At 71.7% G+C, this 20,760-nt stretch carries 19 protein-coding genes; 17 read left to right on the top strand and 2 right to left on the bottom strand.

Features of this window, described 5'->3' with window-relative positions; translation table 11 throughout:
• Positions 1-113 precede the first annotated feature (113 nt).
• From ACZ51I_RS25490 to ACZ51I_RS25475, 4 genes are all read left to right on the top strand, one after another.
• Complete coding sequence (locus tag ACZ51I_RS25490) at positions 114-680, top strand: DUF4365 domain-containing protein (RefSeq protein ID WP_468879980.1); 567 nt, start codon at positions 114-116, stop codon at positions 678-680.
• Entirely contained in the window at positions 680-1,993 is a 1,314-nt protein-coding gene (locus ACZ51I_RS25485; RefSeq protein ID WP_468879977.1) for a hypothetical protein, read from the top strand. The genes ACZ51I_RS25490 and ACZ51I_RS25485 overlap by 1 nt, the downstream gene beginning before the upstream one ends.
• A 153-nt stretch (positions 1,994-2,146) precedes the next feature.
• Positions 2,147-4,123, top strand: a complete 1,977-nt coding sequence (thrS, locus tag ACZ51I_RS25480) for a threonine--tRNA ligase (RefSeq protein WP_468879974.1) — start codon at positions 2,147-2,149, stop codon at positions 4,121-4,123.
• Between the two features lie 221 nt (positions 4,124-4,344).
• A complete protein-coding gene (locus tag ACZ51I_RS25475; RefSeq protein ID WP_468879972.1) occupies positions 4,345-4,908 on the top strand; it encodes an HIT family protein in 564 nt (187 codons plus the stop codon).
• Positions 4,909-4,935: 27 nt separating this feature from the next.
• Here the strand turns inward: ACZ51I_RS25475 and ACZ51I_RS25470 are convergent, their stop codons facing one another.
• A complete protein-coding gene (locus ACZ51I_RS25470; RefSeq protein WP_468879969.1) occupies positions 4,936-6,591 on the bottom strand; it encodes a hypothetical protein in 1,656 nt (551 codons plus the stop codon).
• A gap of 176 nt (positions 6,592-6,767) precedes the next feature.
• On the bottom strand, positions 6,768-8,984 hold the full coding sequence (locus ACZ51I_RS25465; RefSeq protein WP_468879966.1) for an elongation factor G-like protein EF-G2: 2,217 nt from the start codon (positions 8,982-8,984) through the stop codon (positions 6,768-6,770).
• Between the two features lie 281 nt (positions 8,985-9,265).
• On the opposite strand from ACZ51I_RS25465, the gene pgsA reads away from it, so the two are divergent.
• From pgsA to secD, 13 genes are all read left to right on the top strand, one after another.
• Complete coding sequence (gene pgsA, locus ACZ51I_RS25460) at positions 9,266-9,928, top strand: phosphatidylinositol phosphate synthase (RefSeq protein ID WP_468879963.1); 663 nt, start codon at positions 9,266-9,268, stop codon at positions 9,926-9,928.
• The gene (locus ACZ51I_RS25455; RefSeq protein ID WP_468879960.1) at positions 9,925-10,839 is read left to right on the top strand and encodes a phosphatidylinositol mannoside acyltransferase; all 915 of its coding nucleotides are present in this window, start codon (positions 9,925-9,927) and stop codon (positions 10,837-10,839) included. Before pgsA ends, ACZ51I_RS25455 begins: the two co-directional genes overlap by 4 nt.
• Positions 10,836-11,990, top strand: a complete 1,155-nt coding sequence (locus ACZ51I_RS25450) for a glycosyltransferase family 4 protein (RefSeq protein ID WP_468879957.1) — start codon at positions 10,836-10,838, stop codon at positions 11,988-11,990. Before ACZ51I_RS25455 ends, ACZ51I_RS25450 begins: the two co-directional genes overlap by 4 nt.
• A 110-nt stretch (positions 11,991-12,100) precedes the next feature.
• Positions 12,101-12,736 carry an MBL fold metallo-hydrolase gene (locus tag ACZ51I_RS25445; RefSeq protein ID WP_468879954.1) on the top strand — a complete coding sequence of 212 codons (636 nt, stop codon included), beginning with the start codon at positions 12,101-12,103 and terminating at the stop codon, positions 12,734-12,736.
• 11 nt (positions 12,737-12,747) lie between these two features.
• Complete coding sequence (locus ACZ51I_RS25440) at positions 12,748-13,290, top strand: LemA family protein (protein WP_468879951.1); 543 nt, start codon at positions 12,748-12,750, stop codon at positions 13,288-13,290.
• A gap of 115 nt (positions 13,291-13,405) precedes the next feature.
• Complete coding sequence (gene pdxS, locus ACZ51I_RS25435) at positions 13,406-14,320, top strand: pyridoxal 5'-phosphate synthase lyase subunit PdxS (protein ID WP_468879948.1); 915 nt, start codon at positions 13,406-13,408, stop codon at positions 14,318-14,320.
• A 6-nt stretch (positions 14,321-14,326) separates the two neighbouring features.
• Entirely contained in the window at positions 14,327-14,914 is a 588-nt protein-coding gene (pdxT, locus tag ACZ51I_RS25430) for a pyridoxal 5'-phosphate synthase glutaminase subunit PdxT (RefSeq protein WP_468879945.1), read from the top strand.
• Between the two features lie 63 nt (positions 14,915-14,977).
• Complete coding sequence (locus ACZ51I_RS25425; RefSeq protein WP_351188129.1) at positions 14,978-15,730, top strand: YebC/PmpR family DNA-binding transcriptional regulator; 753 nt, start codon at positions 14,978-14,980, stop codon at positions 15,728-15,730.
• A 123-nt stretch (positions 15,731-15,853) separates the two neighbouring features.
• On the top strand, positions 15,854-16,435 hold the full coding sequence (gene ruvC / locus ACZ51I_RS25420) for a crossover junction endodeoxyribonuclease RuvC (RefSeq protein ID WP_468879942.1): 582 nt from the start codon (positions 15,854-15,856) through the stop codon (positions 16,433-16,435).
• Complete coding sequence (gene ruvA / locus ACZ51I_RS25415) at positions 16,432-17,064, top strand: Holliday junction branch migration protein RuvA (protein WP_468879939.1); 633 nt, start codon at positions 16,432-16,434, stop codon at positions 17,062-17,064. The genes ruvC and ruvA overlap by 4 nt, the downstream gene beginning before the upstream one ends.
• A gap of 27 nt (positions 17,065-17,091) precedes the next feature.
• Positions 17,092-18,192: a Holliday junction branch migration DNA helicase RuvB gene (gene ruvB, locus ACZ51I_RS25410; RefSeq protein ID WP_468879936.1), complete on the top strand. Its 1,101-nt coding sequence runs from the start codon at positions 17,092-17,094 to the stop codon at positions 18,190-18,192.
• Between the two features lie 165 nt (positions 18,193-18,357).
• Positions 18,358-18,855, top strand: coding sequence for a preprotein translocase subunit YajC (yajC, locus tag ACZ51I_RS25405; protein WP_468879934.1), 498 nt, complete (start codon positions 18,358-18,360; stop codon positions 18,853-18,855).
• Positions 18,856-18,999: 144 nt separating this feature from the next.
• Complete coding sequence (secD, locus tag ACZ51I_RS25400; RefSeq protein WP_468879931.1) at positions 19,000-20,760, top strand: protein translocase subunit SecD; 1,761 nt, start codon at positions 19,000-19,002, stop codon at positions 20,758-20,760.

Here is a 20,760-nt window from a genome sequence, read left to right as displayed (position 1 = left end):
TCCCTGCACACCTGCGGCAGATGGCCAACCCCCTGCCCCGAAACGGTGATACCCGGACTGTTTGCGTCGTACGCGGACCGGTCACAACACAAGGGACGGGGAAGGAAGACGACATGGCGCTCGCCCAGCCCGAGTCGGGAGGGCTGCCGCCCCAGCGGGCGGCACCGACGCGCGGCTCACTCGCCACCACCGCCTGCATGGAGACCCTTCAGGTGGGATACCTGCACGCCGTCGCCGCCGCGGCGGGCTGCTCGCTGTCCCAGCCCTTTCCGGACAACGGCATCGACTGGCACGTGAGCCACAGCGCCCCCGGGCACACCGTCGACGACGAGGTGACCATCAAGGTGCAGCTCAAGTGCACCTACCAGATACCGCCGCGCCCCCCGGGGAGCGCCTTCTCGTTCACCCTCGACAACGACCACCTGGTGAAACTCGCCCGGACGCCGGTGTCCGTGCACAAGATCCTGGTCGTGATGCTCGTCCCGAGGTCACCGGAGGACTGGCTGAGGGCGAGCCACGACCGGCTCGACCTGCGGCACTGCTGCTACTGGATCAACCTGGCCGGGCACCCGGTCACGGGACGCCGCCGGACCACCGTGCGCGTCCCGACGACGCGGATCTTCGACGACCGGGCACTCTGCGAGATCATGACCCGGGTCGGCGTGGGAGGGAGACCTTGATGCACCGACCGATCGACGAACCGGGGTTCGGGCACGAGGGGGACGGGGCCGGGAGCGGCCCCGTCCCCCCGCCGTGCCGGCCCCACCCGGCACCCGGCGAGACCCCCGGACCCTGGACCGGCGTCCCCGCCCCGCCCCTCGGGCCCTGGGCCGACACCCAGGGCGCACCCGACCCCGGCAGGGTCGACCCGCGGGTCCTCGGCGCCCTCCTGGCCCGCCACGGCTGGCGGCGGCGCGGCGGCGCCGTCGGCCGGTACAGCCGCTGGACCCCGCCCGGCGGCGGCACCGGCACCAGCCTCCTCGTCCCGGAGAGCCGCGCCTTCCCGGACTGCGACGACCTGCTCGGCGAGGCGCTCACCGCCCTCGCCCGCAGCGCCACGCCCTCGGCCCGCGAGGTCCTCACCGGCCTCTCCGTACCCAGCGACGAGATCCGCTGGTGGCGCGACGTGCCCCCGGGCCCGGCCGGCACCGTCCCCTGGACCGTGCAGGAACAGCTCCGGTCCGCCGCCCGCCAGCTCCTCCTCGCCGGCGCCCTCGCCGTGCGCGGCCGGGCCGGCTACCACGGCGCCCGGCACCGCCGAGCGGCCCGGGCCTCCCTGGAGACCGTCGTCGTCGGCGCCCCGCCCGGTGGCCGCGGCCTCACCGCCTTCCTGCCGGTCGAACCGGGCCGCCCGATTGCGGTCCGGCTCTACCACGCGCTCCACGCGGCCCGCGAGGCCACCGACTACCAGCGGGCCACCGGCGGCATGGACGCCTTCGACACCGCCGTCGAGGCGGGTGTCAGCCGTGAGCTCACCGAGGCGCTCGTCGCCCTCGTCCGGGGCACCGAGGGCGCCCGTATCGCCCTGGCATGGTCCCCGGCCGCCGGGGCGCCCCAGGGGTGCGCGGCCCGGCCCGAACCGGTCGAGTTCTCGCCCGGCGACCTGCCCGCGCTGCGGGAGGCGAGCGCCCGCTATCTGACCGACGAGCCCTCCGTGCCCGTCCGGCTCACCGGCGCCGTCGTCCGCATGCGCCGCTCCGGGCCGCGCGGCGAGGGGATCGTACGGCTCCGGGTGCTCGGTGGCGCGGAGGTGCCGCACGTCCGGGTCGCCCTCGACGAGGAGGCGTACCGCACGGCCGGCCACGCCCACCTCGTCGGGCTCCCGATCCGGGTCGTGGGCCGCCTGGAGAGCCGGGGCGGCTTCCGCCGGCTCACCGACGCCTCCGGGGTCGTCCCCGTCCAGGTCGACGAGGCGGAACGGGACCGGCTCCTCAAGGCCCTGCACGAGAACCTGGACTTCTTCGAGGAGGCGTGCGGGCCCGACGAGGACTGAGGGCCCGGTCGGGAGCGAGGCGACGGCGGAAACCGTTTCGCGGGCGGTGCGGACCGGTCGGTAGGATCAGTGACGACGCGGCACCTCGTCTCTGCCGCGCGTCGCCGGCGCCGGCACCTCGTGTCTGTCAGCGCCCTTATGTATGGAGCATTCGTGTCTGATGTCCGTGTGACCGTCCAGTCCGCCTCGGAAACAGAGGAGAGGGCGGTGAGCGCGGGCACCACGGCCGGCGCCCTGTTCGCCGACGACCGCACCGTCATCGCCGCCCGCGTGGGCGGCGAGCTGAAGGACCTGTCGTACGAGCTCGCCGACGGCGACGTCGTCGAGGGCGTCGAGATCTCCTCCCCGGACGGTCTCGACATCCTGCGCCACTCGACCGCGCACGTCATGGCCCAGGCCGTGCAGGAGCTCTTCCCCGAGGCCAAGCTGGGCATCGGCCCGCCGGTCCGGGACGGCTTCTACTACGACTTCGACGTCGAGAAGCCCTTCACCCCCGAGGACCTCAAGGTCATCGAGAAGAAGATGCAGGAGATCCAGAAGCGCGGCCAGCGCTTCGCCCGCCGCGTGGTGACCGACGAGGCCGCCCGCGAGGAGCTGGCGGACGAGCCGTACAAGCTGGAACTCATCGGCATCAAGGGCTCCGCGTCGACCGACGACGGGGCGAACGTCGAGGTGGGCGGCGGCGAGCTGACCATCTACGACAACCTCGACGCCAAGACCGGCGAGCTGTGCTGGAAGGACCTCTGCCGTGGTCCGCACCTGCCGACCACCCGGAACATCCCGGCGTTCAAGCTGATGCGCAACGCGGCCGCCTACTGGCGCGGCAGCGAGAAGAACCCGATGCTCCAGCGCATCTACGGCACCGCCTGGCCGTCGAAGGAGGAGCTGAAGGCCCACCTCGACTTCCTGGCCGAGGCCGAGAAGCGCGACCACCGCAAGCTGGGCAACGAGCTCGACCTCTTCTCCATCCCGGACGAGATCGGCTCCGGCCTCGCGGTCTTCCACCCCAAGGGCGGCATCATCCGCCGGGTCATGGAGGACTACTCGCGGCGCAGGCACGAGGAGGAGGGCTACGAGTTCGTCTACTCGCCGCACGCCACCAAGGGCAAGCTGTTCGAGAAGTCCGGCCACCTGGACTGGTACGCCGAGGGCATGTACCCCCCCATGCAGCTCGACGAGGGCGTGGACTACTACCTCAAGCCCATGAACTGCCCGATGCACAACCTGATCTTCGACGCGCGCGGGCGCTCCTACCGTGAGCTTCCGCTGCGCCTGTTCGAGTTCGGCACCGTGTACCGGTACGAGAAGTCCGGCGTCGTCCACGGTCTGACCCGGGCGCGTGGCTTCACCCAGGACGACGCGCACATCTACTGCACCCGCGAGCAGATGGCGGAGGAGCTCGACCGCACCCTCACCTTCGTCCTCAACCTGCTCCGTGACTACGGTCTGACCGACTTCTACCTGGAGCTGTCGACCAAGGACCCGGAGAAGTTCGTCGGCTCGGACGAGGTGTGGGAGGAGGCCACCGCGGTCCTCCAGCAGGTCGCCGAGAAGCAGGGCCTCCCGCTGACCCCCGACCCGGGCGGCGCCGCGTTCTACGGCCCGAAGATCTCGGTGCAGGCCCGGGACGCCATCGGCCGCACCTGGCAGATGTCGACCGTGCAGCTCGACTTCAACCTGCCGGAGCGCTTCGACCTGGAGTACACCGCGCCGGACGGCACCAAGCAGCGCCCGGTGATGATCCACCGCGCGCTGTTCGGCTCGATCGAGCGCTTCTTCGCCGTGCTCCTGGAGCACTACGCGGGCGCGATGCCGCCGTGGCTGGCCCCGGTCCAGGCGACCGGCATCCCGATCGGTGACGCGCACGTCGACTACCTGCACGAGTTCGCCGCCAAGGCGAAGAAGCAGGGCCTGCGGGTGGACGTCGACTCCTCCTCGGACCGGATGCAGAAGAAGATCAGGAACGCCCAGAAGCAGAAGGTCCCGTTCATGATCATCGCGGGTGACGAGGACATGGCCGCCGGCGCCGTCTCCTTCCGCTACCGCGACGGTTCGCAGGAGAACGGGATCCCCGTCGACGAGGCGATCGCCAAGCTCGCCAAGGTCGTCGAGGACCGCGTCCAGGTCTGATGGCCTGAGCCGTTCAGGAGGCCTCCGGGGAATGCCCCGGGGGCCTCTTCCCGTCCCCCGTCTCTTCCTCGCGGGTGAACGCCTGGATCAGCCACGAAGAGAACGGTGCGGCGGTCCCCGCGTTCCAGCCGGGGCGGTTCCGGTGCTGACGCTCACCGGATCAGCATGGCCGCTGCATGGATCTTCCGCCCCGGCGACACGTTCCGAACGGACGACGCAATATGCTGCTCGACATGACGACTGAGCCGGAGCAGCAGATCGGAGTGGGGACGCAGGACGCGTTCCAGCGCCTGTGGACGCCTCACCGGATGGCGTACATCCAGGGCGAGAACAAGCCGACCGGGCCGGGGTCCGAGGACGGCTGTCCGTTCTGCGTGATCCCGTCGAAGTCGGACGAGGACGGTCTGGTGATCGCGCGCGGCCAGGGTGTGTACGCGGTGCTCAACCTCTACCCGTACAACGGCGGTCACCTGATGGTGGTCCCGTACCGCCACGTCGCCGACTACACCGACCTCGACGAGGCGGAGACGGTCGAGCTCGCCGCCTTCACCAAGCGCGCGATGGTCGCGCTGCGGGCGGCGTCCGGCGCGCACGGCTTCAACATCGGCATGAACCAGGGCGCCGTCGCGGGCGCCGGCATCGCCGCGCACCTGCACCAGCACGTGGTGCCGCGCTGGGGCGGGGACACGAACTTCATGCCGGTCGTGGGACACACCAAGGTGCTGCCCCAACTCCTCGCCGACACCCGGAAGATGCTGGCCGACGCCTGGCCGGCCACCCTGTGAACCCCTGAGCGCCGTGGAGGACCCGGGTCACGCCTCGTAGACGTCGGCCTTCTTCGGGCCCGGGTCCTGGACGTTGCCGCTGAGGACGAGCGAGCGGTTGACGAAGCGCTCCGTGTCCACGTTGTGCTCGTCGAGCACCCTGAGCGTCGCGGCGTGGACGGCCCGGAGGACCGGCGTGGCCATGCGGATGGCGTCGTCGGACATGAAGCGGTTCTTCCAGAGCGGCCCGGCCCAGACGTGCCGCAGACCGAACGGCTCGGGCAGGGTCATCTTGCCGCCGAGGAACTCCAGGACCGGCGGGTACCAGGTGAACGGCGCGCGCACCGCGAGCCGGACGATGTCGTTGGTCCCGAGCAGCGGCTGCTGGATCTCCTTCGTCTCCCAGAAGCGGACGGTCTTGGAGACCTCCCGCGTGTTCGCCTTCGGCTTGGTGGTGAAGAGGCTGTGCACGGGGCCGAGGGCGTGGCCGGTGACCTCGATCCGGAGCGTGTGGTGGAGCGAGGTGACGGTCACCATCATGGTGAGGACGAGATTGCCGTCCCAGAGCGTGAACTGCACGCCGAGGTAGTGACGGTTGCCCGCGCCGAACTGCTGGTCGTTGCAGATGCGCTGTATCTCGTGCGGCTTCACCTGGTAGTGGACGATGTCGTCGCCCTCGGGCCGGGTGACCTCGTCCGCGCCCTCGCCGACCGGGGAGACGATCCAGTGCTTGACGGTCGGCTTGGGGAAGCCGGTCTTCAGGGAGCCGCGCTCCAGGAGCGTCAGCTCGTCGTGGATCCTGCGGATGACGTCCCAGGCGCGGAAGGGGTGCAGGTCCCGGCCGGGCTGGGGGACCAGCTCCTCGGCGAGCGTCCAGCTTCCCCAGCGGGTGCCGAGGCCCAGGATCCCCTTGGTGCCGGCGTAGAAGACGATGTTGGACTGCTGCTCGGCCGACAGCTTCTCCAGGTTGAGCCGGAGCGCCTCAGCCGACTTCTCGCCCGGGTCCTGGGGGACGGACTTGGGGACGTGGGGGCCCATCCCGCCGCCGCCGAGCAGGCCGGCCCAGCGCTCGCGCAGGTCTGCGGCGGCGTTGCGGCAGATCCGGCTCGCGAGGTACCAGCCGACGACCGGGGCGACGACCATCGCGCGCAGGTAGTTCGGCAGGATCCCGCCGAAGGGCAGCTTGACCAGGACGAGCACGGCGAGGAGACCGGCGGCCCAGAGGAGGGCGGTGCCAAGGGCGCTGTGCCGCCTGTTCTCGGCGCCGGCGACGAGGCGCCGCAGCTGGATGACGGCGAGCCACAGCAGCAGGCCGGGCAGGAAGAGGACACCGCAGAAGAAGGTGACCATGGTCAGCTTCACGTCGCGCTGCCTGCGGAGGTGGGTGGCGGCCAGGCAGTGCTCGACGATCGGCTGCGGCTCCGCCCCGAAGGACTGGATCAGGGCCTTGCGGCCGCCGCCCAGCATCCGCACCTGGACCGCGTGGGAGAACGCCTCACCGAGATCGGGGCTGAAGAGACCCCACTTCCCTTCCTTGACCGTGGTCTTGTAGAGCTCGTTGTCGGCTTCCTTGATCGTCTTCAGAGGGCTGTCCCGGTACGCGGCGGAGGCGAGCGCGTTCGTCGCGCCCGTGCCGCCTCCCGCGTTCTGCAGGGGGATCTGAGCCCCCGGTCCGAATCCGTCGATCGCCACTGCCGCCCCCATCGCGCGCGAGTACCTGTGCGGGCTGTTCCCAACTGCCGCGCCCCGCACACCTTCTGAGCTGGGCACCCCAGCGTAACCGGGTATGGCCGGATGCGTCACGGCCTGTGGACATCGACGGCCGAATGACGTCCGCCCGGCGGGTGCCGGACGGACGTCCACCACTGGCGCCCCCTCAATTAGGCGCCTTTTTCGGCTTGTTCGCGGATCTTCGCCGCCAGGTGCTGCGGCATCGGCTCATGCCGGGCGTACGTACGGTCGAACCGTCCCGTGCCGTGCGAGATCGAGCGAAGGTCGATCGCGTACCGGCCGATCTCGATCTCCGGCACCTCGGCCCTGACCACGGTCCTCCCTGGACCGGCCTGGTCGGTGCCGACGACCCGGCCCCGCCGCCCCGACAGATCGCTCATGACCGGGCCGACGTACTCGTCGGGGACGAGGACCTCGACCTGGGCGACCGGTTCCAGGAGGTGGACGGGCACGTCGGCGGCGGCCTCGCGCAGCGCGAGCGCCCCGGCGGCCTGGAAGGCGGCGTCGGAGGAGTCCACCGAGTGGGCCTTGCCGTCCCGCAGGGTGACCCGGATGTCGACGAGCGGGTGGCCGGTGGCGAGCCCCCGCGCCGCCTGCGCCCGTACCCCCTTCTCGACGGATGGCACGAACTGGCGCGGGACGGCCCCGCCCACCACCTTGTCGACGAACTCGATGCCACTGCCCGGCGGCAGCGGCTCCACGTCGATCTCGCAGATCGCGTACTGACCGTGCCCGCCCGACTGCTTGACGTGCCGGCCACGGCCCGAGGCCGCGCCGCCGAAGGTCTCGCGCAGCGCCACCTGGTACGGCACGGAGTCGACCTGCACGCCGTACCGGCCGCGCAGCCGCTCCAGGGCGACGTCCTGGTGGGCCTCGCCCAGGCACCACAGCACCACCTGACGGGTGTCCTGGTTCTGTTCGAGCCGCAGGGTCGGGTCCTCGGCGACGAGCCGCGCGAGGCCCTGCGAGAGCCGGTCCTCGTCGGCCTTGCCGTGAGCCTGCACTGCCAGCGGCAGCAGCGGCTCCGGCATCGTCCACGGCTCCATCAGGAGCGGATCGTCCTTCGACGAGACGGTGTCCCCGGTCTCGGCGTGCCCCAGGCGGGCGACACAGGCGAGATCCCCGGCGACGCACTCCATGAGCGGGCGCTGCAGCCTGCCGAACGGCGAGGTGAGCCCGCCGATCCGCTCGTCCGCCTCATGGAGTGCGTGGCCGTTGTGGGAAGGGTCGACGAGCCCGCGACCGGACACGTGCACGGTCTCGTCTGGGCGGAGGGTGCCGGAGAAGACCCGGACCAGGGAGATCCGGCCCACGTAGGGGTCGGCGGCCGTCTTGACGACCTCGGCGACCAGGGGTCCCCCGGGGTCGCAGGTGATCGGCGGCCGGGAGCGGCCGTCGGGGGTGGTGACGGCGGGCGCCTCGTGCTCCAGGGGGGAGGGGAAGCCGCCGGTGATCAGCTCCAGGAGTTCGAGGGTGCCGAGGCCCTGCGTCCCGCCGTCCGCGGCGGGGGCGGCCGCGAGCACCGGATGGAAGGCGCCCCGGGCGACGGCCTTCTCCAGGTCGTCGACGAGGGTCTTCACCTCGATCTCCTCGCCGCCGAGATACCGGTCCATGAGGGTCTCGTCCTCGCTCTCGGCGATGATCCCCTCGATGAGCCGCGCGCGGGCCTCCGCGATGAGTTCCCGCTGCGCCTCGTCGGGCGGGTTCTCCCGGCGTACCCCGGAGGAGTAGTCGAAGACCCGCTCCGAGAGCAGGCCGACCAGACCGGTGGCGGGCGCGTGCCCGTCGGCGCCCTCGGCGCCGCGCACCGGCAGGTACAGCGGGAGGATCGCGTCGGGGTCGTCCCGGCCGAAGAGCCCGGCGCAGACGGCGGTGAGCTCGGTGAAGTCGGTCCGGGCGGTGTCGAGGTGGGTGACGACGATGGCGCGGGGCATGCCGACGGCGGCGCACTCCTCCCAGATCATCCGGGTGGAGGCGGCTATGGCGTCGGCCTCCTGGGCGGCCGAGACGACGAAGAGGGCCGCGTCCGCCGCGCGCAGACCGGCCCTGAGCTCCCCGACGAAGTCGGCGTATCCGGGGGTGTCGAGAAGATTGATCTTGTATCCGTCCCAGCCGAGCGGGACGAGGGAGAGCTGTACGGACCGCTGCTGGCGGTGCTCGATCTCGTCGTAGTCGGAGACCGTGCCGCCGTCCTCGACCCGTCCGGCCCGGTTGACCGCCCCGGCGGTCTGCGCGAGCGCCTCGACGAGCGTCGTCTTGCCCGATCCGCTGTGGCCGACCAGCACCACGTTCCGTATGGCCGAGGGCCGGTCGGCCGTAGGAGCCCTGCCGGCGGCCCCGGCGGGCGTCTTCGCCTTGTCACCCATGATGTGTTCCTCCCGACTGCTCGCACGATGCGGCGGGACGCGGGCGCGGGGGAGTGGTGTGTCGCGGTACGGCTCCAGCGGTGCCCGCGGTGGTCCTTCGAGCTTTGCACCGACGCCAGGACGCGTCCATACGTCGTACCCGGCAGGGCCCTCCGGGGAGCCTCCGGCGGGACGCCGACGCGGCGGGGCGGGTGCCCGCCGCTGCGCCGGTGCGCTCGTGGCTACGATGGGCGAGCCGGTGGTCGTAGGGGCCGCGCGGCCCACCGAACCTCGGGAAGGCCATGCTGAACAAGTACGCGCGTGCCTTTTTCACGCGTGTCCTCACACCGTTCGCCGCGTTTCTGCTCCGCCGGGGCGTCAGCCCCGACGCGGTCACGCTCATCGGCACGGCGGGGGTGATGGCCGGTGCGCTGGTCTTCTTCCCCCGCGGAGAATTCTTCTGGGGCACGATCGTCATCACCCTGTTCGTCTTCTCCGACCTCGTCGACGGCAACATGGCCCGGCAGGCGGGGATCTCCAGCCGATGGGGTGCCTTCCTCGACTCGACGCTCGACCGGGTCGCCGACGGTGCGATCTTCGGCGGCTTCGCGCTCTGGTACGCCGGCAAGGGCGACGACAACATCCTGTGCGCCGTGGCGATCTTCTGCCTGGCGAGCGGCCAGGTCGTCTCGTACACCAAGGCCCGTGGCGAGTCGATCGGTCTGCCCGTCGCCGTGAACGGCCTGGTCGAGCGCGCCGAGCGCCTGGTGATCTCGCTCGTCGCCGCCGGACTCGCGGGACTCCACGCGTTCGGGGTGCCCGGGGTCCAGGTCCTGCTCCCGATCGCCCTGTGGATCGTGGCCGTCGGCAGCGCCGTGACCCTCGGCCAGCGGGTCGTCACCGTGCGCCGGGAATCGGCCGAGGCGGACGCCGCCGCGGCCGGGGGCGGAGGCTCGGCCTCGTGAGCACGGTGAAGGAGCGGCTGAGCGACTGGCTGTACGGCGCCGGCTGGGCGACCGTGAAGAAGCTGCCGGAGCCGGTGGCGGCGGGCCTCGGCCGGCGGATCGCCGACCTCGCCTGGAAGCGGCGCGGCAAGAGCGTCCTGCGGCTCGAGGCCAACCTCGCGCGCGTGGTGCCGGACGCGACGCCCGAGCGGCTCGCCGAGCTGTCGCGGGCCGGCATGCGCTCGTACATGCGGTACTGGATGGAGTCCTTCCGGCTGCCGACCTGGAGCAAGGAGCGGGTCGAGCGGTCCTTCGACATCAAGGACGTCCACTACCTGGAGGAGGGCCTCGCCTCCGGGCGCGGTGTCGTCCTCGCCCTGCCGCATCTGGCGAACTGGGACCTCGCGGGCGTGTGGGTGACCCGCGTGCTCGGCGTGCCGTTCACGACGGTCGCCGAGCGGCTCCATCCGGAGTCGCTGTACGACCGGTTCGTCGCGTACCGCGAGTCCCTCGGCATGGAGGTCGTCCCGCACACCGGAGGCTCCGCCTTCGGCACGCTCGCGCGGCGGCTGCGGGCCGGCGGGCTCGTCTGCCTGGTCGCCGACCGCGACCTGTCGGCCTCCGGCACCGAGGTCACGTTCTTCGGGGAGACGGCCCGGATGCCGGGCGGTCCGGCGCTCCTCGCGCAGCGGACGGGCGCCCTGCTGCTGCCGGCGACGCTCTGGTACGACGAGACGCCGGTCATGAAGGTGCGGGTCCACCCGCCCGTCGAGGTACCCGAGTCGGGTACGCGGGCCGAGAAGACGTCCCTCATGACACAGGCGCTCGCCGACGCGTTCGCCTCGGGCATCGCGGACCACCCGGAGGACTGGCACATGCTGCAACGACTGTGGCTCGCGGACCTGGACGAGCGGGAGGGGCCGGGCGCGTGAAGATCGGGATCGTCTGTCCGTACTCCTGGGACGTGCCGGGCGGCGTCCAGTTCCACATCCGCGACCTCGCCGAGCACCTCATCGGACTCGGCCACGAGGTCTCCGTCCTCGCCCCCGCCGACGACGACACGCCGCTGCCGCCGTACGTCGTCTCCGCGGGCCGCGCCGTGCCCGTGTCGTACAACGGCTCGGTGGCCCGGCTCAGCTTCGGCTTCCTCTCCGCCGCGCGCGTCCGCCGCTGGCTGCACGACGGCACCTTCGACGTCGTCCACATCCACGAGCCGACCTCGCCCTCGCTGGGGCTGCTCACCTGCTGGGCGGCACAGGGGCCGATCGTGGCCACCTTCCACACCTCGAACCCCCGCTCGCGAGCCATGATCGCCGCCTATCCGATCCTCCAGCCCGCGCTGGAGAAGATCAGCGCCCGCATCGCGGTCAGCGAGTACGCGCGGCGCACGCTCGTCGAGCACCTCGGCGGCGACGCGGTCGTCATCCCCAACGGCGTCGACGTGGACTTCTTCGCCCGCGCCGAACCGAAGAAGGAGTGGCAGGGCGAGACCCTCGGCTTCATCGGCCGCATCGACGAGCCGCGCAAGGGCTTGCCGGTCCTCATGCGGGCCCTCCCGAGGATCCTCACCGAGCGGCCCGGGGCGCGGCTCCTCGTCGCCGGGCGCGGTGACGAGAAGGAGGCGGTGGCCACGCTGCCGGCCGAGATGCGCTCCAGGGTGGAGTTCCTCGGCATGGTCAGCGACGAGGACAAGGCGCGGCTGTTGCGCAGCGTCGACGTGTACGTGGCGCCCAACACGGGCGGCGAGAGCTTCGGCATCATCCTCGTCGAGGCGCTGTCGGCCGGTGCGCCGGTCCTCGCCTCCGACCTGGACGCCTTCACGCAGGTTCTCGACCAGGGCGCGGCGGGTGAACTCTTCGCCAACGAGGACGCCGACGCGCTCGCGGACGCGGCGATCGCGCTCCTCGCGGACGGTCCGAGGCGCGCGGAGCTGAGCGCGCGGGGCTCGGCCCACGTGCGGCGCTTCGACTGGGCGACGGTGGGCGCGGACATCCTGGCGGTCTACGAGACGGTGACGGACGGGGCGGCGGCGGTGGACACGGACGAACGAGCGGGCGGCCTCAGGGCCCGCCTGCGCCTGTAGCCGAGCCTCGGAAGGAGCCCTGGAGAGCGGGGCCCCGGTCCGGCGGAACGATCGCCGACGACGGCCGGGGTGGGCGCGTGCCCGCGGCGGGCGGTGGGCAGGGTGCCCGTATGGAAGCGATCACCCGGCTCGATCTCGGGCACTTCACCCGCCCCGCCGAAGAGTGGGGCGGCCCCCACCCCCGCGTGGAACCCGTTCTCGGGTATCTCGTGCGGCACGCGGGCGTGAGACTGCTCTTCGACACCGGCATGGGGACCGGGTCCCCGGAGACCGACGCGCACTACCGGCCCGTCCGGCGCCCCCTGCCCGTCGCACCCGCCGACGTCGACCTCGTCGTCAACTGCCACCTCCACTTCGACCACATCGGCGGCAACCAGCGCTTCCCCGACACCCCCGTCCTCGTCCAGCGCGCGGAGCTCGCCACCGCCCGCGCCGGCGGGTACACCATCGACTCGCTCCTCCCCGGCGTCCGGTACGAGGAGCTCGAGGGCGAGCACGAGATCGTGCCGGGCGTGCTGATCGTGCCCACCCCCGGTCACACCGAGGGCCACCAGTCGCTCGTCCTCGACCACGGCGACCGGATCACGGTCCTCGCCGGTCAGGCGTACGACTTCGCGCACGAGTTCGGCAGCCCGTACCGGCCCTGGCTCAGTCGGCTCGGCGAGCTCGCCGGCGGCCGTCCCGCGCGTGTCCTCTTCGCCCATGACCGTGATCTCTGGGAAGGTGTGCTGCCACCGCCCCGGTAGCCTGTGCGCCCGTGACCGAAACCCTGATCTGGACCGTCGTCGCGCTGATCCTCGTCGGCGTCTACCTGAGCTGGACCGCCGGACGGCTCGACCGGCTGCACGCGCGCATCGACGCCGCCCGCGCCGCCCTGGACGCGCAGCTCCTGCGCCGGGCCTCGGTCACCCAGGAGCTCGCCACCTCCGGCATCCTCGACCCGGCCGCCTCGATCGTGCTGTACGAGGCCGCGCACGCCGCCCGCCAGGCGGAGGAGGACCAGCGGGAGGTCGCCGAGAGCGAGCTGAGCCAGGCGCTGCGGGCCGTCTTCGGCGAGCCCGAGCAGGTGGAGCTCGTACGGGAGGCGCCCGGCGGCGAGGAGGCCACGGGAGAGCTGGCCGCGGCCGTCCGCCGGGTGCCGATGGCCCGCCGCTTCCACAACGACGCCGTCCGCGCCGCCCGCGCCCTGCGCCGCCACCGCACGGTCCGCTGGTTCCGGCTCGCGGGCCACGCCCCCTTCCCGCTGGCCTTCGAAATGGACGACGAGCCGCCGGTGGCCCTTGCCGATCGCCCGACCTGACCCCACGTAACCTGCGAAAACGATCCACCGGGTCCACATTGGCCCTTGCTGTGGACCCCAGGTGGCCTGTTTCCTCGTCTTGTCGTCAACCCCCGTTGTCACGAGTGAGGTATCCGTGTCCACCACGCCTTCCACCACCTTCCAGTCCCCCGAGACCGGCACCGCGCGCGTGAAGCGCGGCATGGCCGAGCAGCTCAAGGGCGGCGTGATCATGGACGTGGTCAACGCCGAGCAGGCGAAGATCGCCGAGGACGCCGGCGCCGTGGCCGTCATGGCCCTGGAGCGCGTCCCCGCGGACATCCGCAAGGACGGCGGCGTCGCCCGTATGTCCGACCCGAACATGATCGAAGAGATCATCGGCGCGGTCTCCATCCCGGTCATGGCCAAGTCCCGCATCGGCCACTTCGTCGAGGCCCAGGTCCTGCAGTCCCTCGGTGTCGACTACATCGACGAGTCCGAGGTCCTGACCCCGGCCGACGAGGTCAACCACTCCGACAAGTGGGCCTTCACGACCCCCTTCGTCTGTGGCGCCACCAACCTGGGCGAGGCCCTGCGCCGCATCGCCGAGGGCGCGGCCATGATCCGCTCCAAGGGCGAGGCCGGCACCGGCAACGTCGTCGAGGCCGTCCGCCACCTGCGCCAGATCAAGAACGAGATCGCCAGGCTGCGCGGCTTCGACAACAACGAGCTGTTCGCCGCCGCCAAGGAGCTTCGCGCCCCGTACGAGCTCGTCAAGGAGGTCGCCGAGCTCGGCAAGCTGCCGGTCGTGCTGTTCTCCGCCGGTGGCGTCGCCACCCCCGCCGACGCCGCGCTCATGCGCCAGCTCGGCGCCGAGGGCGTCTTCGTCGGCTCCGGCATCTTCAAGTCGGGCGACCCGGCCAAGCGCGCCGCCGCCATCGTGAAGGCCACCACCTTCTACGACGACCCGAAGGTCATCGCGGACGCCTCCCGCAACCTGGGCGAGGCCATGGTCGGCATCAACTGCGACACCCTCCCCGAGGCCGAGCGCTACGCGAACCGGGGCTGGTAAGCACCCATGAGCACGCCCGTGATCGGTGTCCTGGCCCTCCAGGGCGACGTACGGGAGCACCTGATCGCCCTGGCCGCGGCGGACGCCGTGGCCAGGCCGGTCCGGCGTCCCGAGGAGCTCGCCGAGGTCGACGGTCTGGTCGTCCCCGGCGGTGAGTCCACCACCATCTCCAAGCTGGCCGTCCTCTTCGGCCTGATGGAGCCGCTGCGCGAGCGGATCGCCGGCGGCATGCCCGTCTACGGCACCTGCGCCGGCCTGATCATGCTCGCCGACAAGATCCTCGACCCGCGCTCGGGCCAGGAGACCTTCGGCGGCATCGACATGATCGTCCGCCGCAACGCCTTCGGCCGGCAGAACGAGTCCTTCGAGGCCGGTGTGACCGTGACGGGCATCGACACCCCCGTCGAGGGCGTCTTCATCCGCGCCCCGTGGGTCGAGTCGGTCGGCGCCCGGGTCGAGGTGCTCGCCGAGCACGAGGGCCACATCGTCGCCGTCCGCCAGGGCCGCGCCCTCGCCACCTCCTTCCACCCCGAACTCACCGGCGACCACCGCATCCACGAGCTGTTCGTGGACATGGTGCGCGCCGAGCGGTGACCCGATCCCGGTAGGATCTCTGGGGTTCGTTCAAGAAGTTGGTTACGCGAAGGAGACAGGCAGATGTCCGGCCACTCTAAATGGGCTACGACGAAGCACAAGAAGGCCGTGATCGACGCCAAGCGCGGCAAGCTCTTCGCGAAGCTGATCAAGAACATCGAGGTCGCCGCCCGGACGGGCGGTGCCGACCCGGACGGCAACCCGACGCTCTACGACGCCATCCAGAAGGCGAAGAAGAGCTCCGTCCCGAACAAGAACATCGACTCCGCGGTCAAGCGCGGCGGCGGCCTCGAGGCCGGCGGCGTCGACTACGCCACCATCATGTACGAGGGTTACGGCCCGAACGGTGTCGCGGTGCTCATCGAGTGCCTCACCGACAACCGCAACCGCGCCGCCTCCGACGTGCGCGTCGCCATGACCCGCAACGGCGGCTCCATGGCCGACCCGGGTTCCGTCTCGTACCTGTTCAACCGCAAGGGCGTCGTCGTGCTCCCCAAGGGCGAGCTGTCCGAGGACGACGTCCTGGAGTCGGTGCTCGAGGCCGGCGCCGAGGAGGTCAACGACCTCGGCGAGTCCTTCGAGATCATCAGCGAGGCCACCGACCTAGTCGCGGTCCGTACCGCCCTCCAGGAGGCCGGCATCGACTACGACTCGGCCGAGTCCAGCTTCGTCCCGACCATGCAGGTCGAGCTCGACGAGGAGGGCGCGCGCAAGATGTTCAAGCTGATCGACGCCCTGGAGGACAGCGACGACGTGCAGAACGTCTTCGCCAACTTCGACGTCAGCGACGAGGTCATGGAGAAGGTCGACGCCTGACCGCGATCTCTCGACGCAGCGGGCCGACGGGACACACCCCGTCGGCCCGCTGCGTTGTCAGTGCCAGCCGATAGCCTGCACAAACAGACTTGCGATCAGCCCACGATCACGGAGGGGGGCGCTGTGCGCGTACTCGGGGTGGACCCCGGACTGACCCGGTGCGGCGTCGGCGTCGTCGAGGGCGTCGCCGGCCGTCCCCTGACCATGCTCGGGGTCGGTGTCGTGCGCACGGCCGCGGACGCCGACATCGGCCTGCGCCTGGTCGGCATCGAGCGCGGCATCGAGGAGTGGCTCGACCGCTTCTCACCCGAACTCGTCGCCGTGGAGCGGGTGTTCAGCCAGCACAACGTGCGTACGGTGATGGGCACGGCCCAGGCCAGCGCCGTCGCCATGCTCTGCGCCTCCCGGCGCGGCATCCCCGTCGCCCTGCACACCCCCAGCGAGGTCAAGGCCGCCGTCACCGGCAGCGGCCGCGCCGACAAGGCCCAGGTCGGGGCCATGGTGACCAGGCTCCTGCGGCTCTCCGCCCCGCCCAAGCCGGCCGACGCCGCCGACGCCCTCGCCCTCGCCATCTGCCACATCTGGCGGGCCCCCGCCCAGAACCGCCTGCAACAGGCGGTCGCCGCCCAGAACCGTCTCCAGCAGGCCGTCGCCCGGCACACCGCCGCCCGGCCCGCCTCCGCAGTGAAAGGCCGAACCCGATGATCGCCTTCGTGAGCGGCCCGGTCGCCGCCCTCGCCCCCACGACCGCCGTCGTCGAGGTCGGGGGAGTGGGCATGGCCGTCCAGTGCACCCCGAACACCATCGCCGGCCTGCGCCTCGGTGAGCACGCCCGGCTCGCGACCTCCCTCGTCGTCCGCGAGGACTCCCTCACCCTGTACGGCTTCGCGGACGACGACGAGCGGCAGGTCTTCGAGCTCCTCCAGACCGCCAGCGGCGTCGGCCCCCGCCTCGCCCAGGCCATGCTCGGCGTGCACAGCCCCGACGCGCTGCGCCTCGCCGTCTCCACCGGCGACGAGAAGGCCCTCACCGCCGTCCCCGGCATCGGCAAGAAGGGCGCCCAGAAGCTCCTCCTCGAACTGAAGGACAAGCTCGGCTCCCCGCTGGGCGGCAGCGGCCTCGTCGGCGCCCAGCGCGCCGCGGCCGCCGGCCCCGCGCCGTGGACCGAGCAGCTGTCCGCCGCCCTCATCGGCCTCGGCTACGCGAGCCGCGAGGCCGAGGAGGCCGTCAGCGCCGTCACCCCGCAGGCCGAGGCCGCCCTCGCCGAGACCGGCACCGCCCCCGTACCGCAGCTGCTCCGCGCCGCCCTGCAGACCCTCAACCGGGCCCGCTGACCTCCCGTCCGAAGGAAGAACACCACCGTGAACTGGGACGACGACAGCACCGTCGAGGCCACCGACGCCGAGGCGCGCATCGTCGGCGCCTCCGCCGAGGGTGACGACCAGGCCGTCGAGGCGGCCCTGCGCCCCAAGGACCTCAGCGAGTTCGTCGGCCAGGAGAAGGTCCGCCAGCAGCTCGACCTGGTCCTCAAGGCCGCCCGCCAGCGCGGCGCCACCGCCGACCACGTGCTGCTCTCCGGCGCCCCCGGCCTCGGCAAGACCACCCTCTCGATGATCATCGCGGCCGAGATGAACGCGCCGATCCGCATCACCTCGGGCCCCGCCATCCAGCACGCCGGCGACCTCGCCGCGATCCTCTCCTCCCTCCAGGAGGGCGAGATCCTCTTCCTCGACGAGATCCACCGGATGTCCCGCCCCGCCGAGGAGATGCTCTACATGGCGATGGAGGACTTCCGGGTCGACGTCATCGTCGGCAAGGGCCCCGGCGCCACCGCCATCCCGCTGGAACTCCCGCCCTTCACCCTGGTCGGCGCCACCACCCGGGCCGGACTCCTGCCGCCCCCGCTGCGCGACCGCTTCGGCTTCACCGCCCACATGGAGTTCTACGACCCGGCCGAGCTCCAGCGCGTGATCCACCGCTCCGCCGGACTCCTCGACGTGGAGATCGACCCCGACGGCGCCGCCGAGATCGCCGGCCGCTCCCGCGGCACCCCCCGCATCGCCAACCGCCTGCTGCGCCGGGTCCGCGACTACGCCCAGGTCAGGGCCGACGGAGTGATCACCCGGGAGATCTCCGAGGCGGCCCTCAGGGTGTACGAGGTGGACAGCCGCGGCCTCGACCGGCTCGACCGCGCCGTCCTGGAGGCCCTGCTCAAACTCTTCGGCGGCGGACCCGTCGGGCTCTCCACCCTCGCGGTCGCCGTGGGGGAGGAGCGCGAGACCGTCGAGGAGGTCGCCGAACCCTTCCTCGTACGCGAGGGTCTGCTGGCCCGCACCCCCCGTGGCCGGGTCGCCACTCCGGCGGCATGGGCCCACCTCGGACTCGTTCCGCCGCAGGCAGCGGGCCCGGGCGGCGCGGCGAACAGCAGGGGAACGGGACAACAGGGGCTCTTCGGGGCGTGACGGTGCGGACACTCGCCCGTACCGGAACCGGGGTGCGATGCTGGACGTTGTTCCATCGATGCGGACTCGCCTAGACTCCGCCGATGCCGCCCTTTCTGGTCGGCGCACCCACCCCCGAAGATCAGGCCGCGGTTTCTCCGCGACCGTGCGAAGGAAACCCGTCCCGTGAGCATCGTGACTCTCCTCCCCTTCATCGTCCTCATCGGGGCCATGTTCCTGATGACCCGCTCTGCCAAGAAGAAGCAGCAGGCGGCGGCGCAGATGCGCAACGAGATGCAGCCCGGCACCGGCGTACGGACGATCGGGGGGATGTACGCCACCGTCAAGGAGATCGGTGACGAGACCGTCCTCCTGGAAGTCGCGCCCGGCGTGCACGCGGTCTACGCGAAGAACGCGATCGGCGCCGTCCTGGAGGACTCCGAGTACAACCGGATCGTCCACGGCGACGACGAGGAGTCGGGCTCCGACGCCCTCGTTCCGGACGACGCCTCCTCGCTGACCGAGCCGGCCGAGCCCGCCGAGGCCACCGAGGTCGCGGACAAGGGCACGGAGACCGTCGAGGACGCGCCGAAGGCCGACCTGACGAAGAAGACGGACGCGGCCGAGGCCGCCGCCGAGGGGGAGAAGGACGGCAAGGCCGACGGCGAGACCGACGCGAAGTAGTCGCGGCCGGGGGCCGCGCGCACGCCCACCGGCGTACGCGGTCCCCGGAACGGTTCCACGTCTGCGGGGGCAGGTCCCCACACATACTTCGTGGCCGTCTCACGCATACCCGGCGTGAGGCGGTTGGACAGGGAGATACGACAGGTGGCAGCACCGAAGAAGGGCCGAAGGCCGGCGGGGGGACAGAGCCGTCCGGGCCGCGCCCTGGCACTCATCCTGATCGCCATGGTGGCGCTCACCGGCGGGATGTTCTGGTCGGGGCACACCACCCCGCGCCTCGGCATCGACCTCGCCGGCGGAACGTCGATCACGCTCAAGGCGAAGGCCGAGCCCGGCCAGGAGTCGGCGGTCAACGAGACCAACATGAACACGGCGGTCGGCATCATCGAGCGCCGTGTCAACGGTCTGGGTGTCTCCGAGGCCGAGGTTCAGACGCAGGGCGCCGAGAACATCATCGTCAACATCCCTCGCGGGACGAACGAGAAGCAGGCCCGCGAGCAGGTCGGCACCACCGCGCAGCTCTACTTCCGGCCCGTCCTCGCCGTCACGCCCGCGGCGCCGCAGACGGCGCCGAGCGCCACGCCCTCGGGCAAGCCCTCGGGCTCGCCGAAGCCGTCCGCCTCCGCCTCCTCGGGCACGACGGTGGGTGAGAAGTCGGCCACCCCGACGGCCACCGCCTCCACGCAGGGCCGCGCGCTCACCGAGGCCCTCAAGGCCCCGAGCCCGACGCCCACCGCGAGCTCCTCCGCGAAGCCGAAGGCCACCGGCACGCCGCAGGCGACCCCGAAGCCGGACCCCGCCACCGCGGCGCTGGAGCAGAAGTTCACCACCCTGAACTGCCTCGACCCCAAGGCGCGCACCGCCGCCGGCCAGGGCGTCAAGTCCAGCGAACCCACCGTGGCCTGCGGCAAGAACGCGGTCGGCCAGTGGGAGAAGTACCTCCTCGGCCCGGCCGAGGTGGACGGCAAGGACGTCGACAACGCCAAGGCCGGCCTGGACCAGCGGACCGGTCAGTGGATCGTGGACATGGAGTTCACGGACGGCGGTTCGAAGAAGTTCCAGTCGATCACCAGCAAGCTGTCGCAGCAGACCGAGCCGCAGAACCAGTTCGCCATCGTCCTGGACGGCGAGGTCGTCTCCGCGCCCCGCGTCCAGACCACGCTGAGCGCCAGCGCCCAGATCTCCGGCAGCTTCAACCAGCAGTCCGCCCAGGACCTCGGCAACATCCTCTCCTACGGCGCCCTGCCGCTCACGTTCCAGACCCAGAGCGTCGACACCGTCACCGCCGCGCTCGGCGGTGACCAGCTGCAGGCCGGTCTCATCGCCGGCGCCATCGGCCTCGGCCTCGTGATCATCTACCTGGTCGCGTACTACCGCGGCCTGTCGCTGATCGCCATCCTCAGCCTCGGCGTCTCGGCGCTCCTCACGTACGTGATCATGGCCCTGCTCGGCCCGGCCATCGGCTTCGCGCTGAACCTGCCGGCCGTCTGCGGCGCCATCGTCGCCATCGGCATCACCGCGGACTCGTTCATCGTGTACTTCGAGCGCATCCGCGACGAACTGCGCGAGGGCCGTACGCTTCGCCCGGCCGTCGAGCGCGCCTGGCCGCGCGCCCGCCGCACCATCCTGGTCTCCGACTTCGTGTCGTTCCTGGCCGCGGCCGTGCTGTTCATCGTCACCGTCGGCAAGGTCCAGGGCTTCGCGTTCACGCTCGGCCTGACCACCCTGCTCGACATCGTCGTGGTCTTCCTCTTCACCAAGCCGGTCATGACGCTGCTCGCCCGGACCAAGTTCTTCGGCAACGGCCACGCCTGGTCCGGCCTGGACCCGAAGCGGCTCGGCGCCAAGCCGCCGCTGCGCCGCACCCGCCGTGCCCACGCCCCCGTCGACGCGAAGGAGGCGTGA

This window comes from Streptomyces sp. NPDC034084 (assembly GCF_055575535.1).
This window is presented reverse-complemented; position numbering and strand designations above follow the sequence as displayed.

Bases quoted from the DNA above. Each gene is read 5' to 3' on its own strand.
- ACZ51I_RS25475 (WP_468879972.1), top strand. From the start codon at position 4,345: ATGCTGCTCGACATGACGACTGAGCCGGAGCAGCAGATCGGAGTGGGG.
- ACZ51I_RS25445 (WP_468879954.1), top strand. From the start codon at position 12,101: ATGGAAGCGATCACCCGGCTCGATCTCGGGCACTTCACCCGCCCCGCC.
- ACZ51I_RS25490 (WP_468879980.1), top strand. From the start codon at position 114: ATGGCGCTCGCCCAGCCCGAGTCGGGAGGGCTGCCGCCCCAGCGGGCG.
- pgsA (WP_468879963.1), top strand. From the start codon at position 9,266: ATGCTGAACAAGTACGCGCGTGCCTTTTTCACGCGTGTCCTCACACCG.
- ACZ51I_RS25425 (WP_351188129.1), top strand. From the start codon at position 14,978: ATGTCCGGCCACTCTAAATGGGCTACGACGAAGCACAAGAAGGCCGTG.
- ruvA (WP_468879939.1), top strand. From the start codon at position 16,432: ATGATCGCCTTCGTGAGCGGCCCGGTCGCCGCCCTCGCCCCCACGACC.
- ACZ51I_RS25470 (WP_468879969.1), bottom strand. From the start codon at position 6,591: ATGGGGGCGGCAGTGGCGATCGACGGATTCGGACCGGGGGCTCAGATC.
- ACZ51I_RS25465 (WP_468879966.1), bottom strand. From the start codon at position 8,984: ATGGGTGACAAGGCGAAGACGCCCGCCGGGGCCGCCGGCAGGGCTCCT.
- pdxT (WP_468879945.1), top strand. From the start codon at position 14,327: ATGAGCACGCCCGTGATCGGTGTCCTGGCCCTCCAGGGCGACGTACGG.
- ACZ51I_RS25485 (WP_468879977.1), top strand. From the start codon at position 680: ATGCACCGACCGATCGACGAACCGGGGTTCGGGCACGAGGGGGACGGG.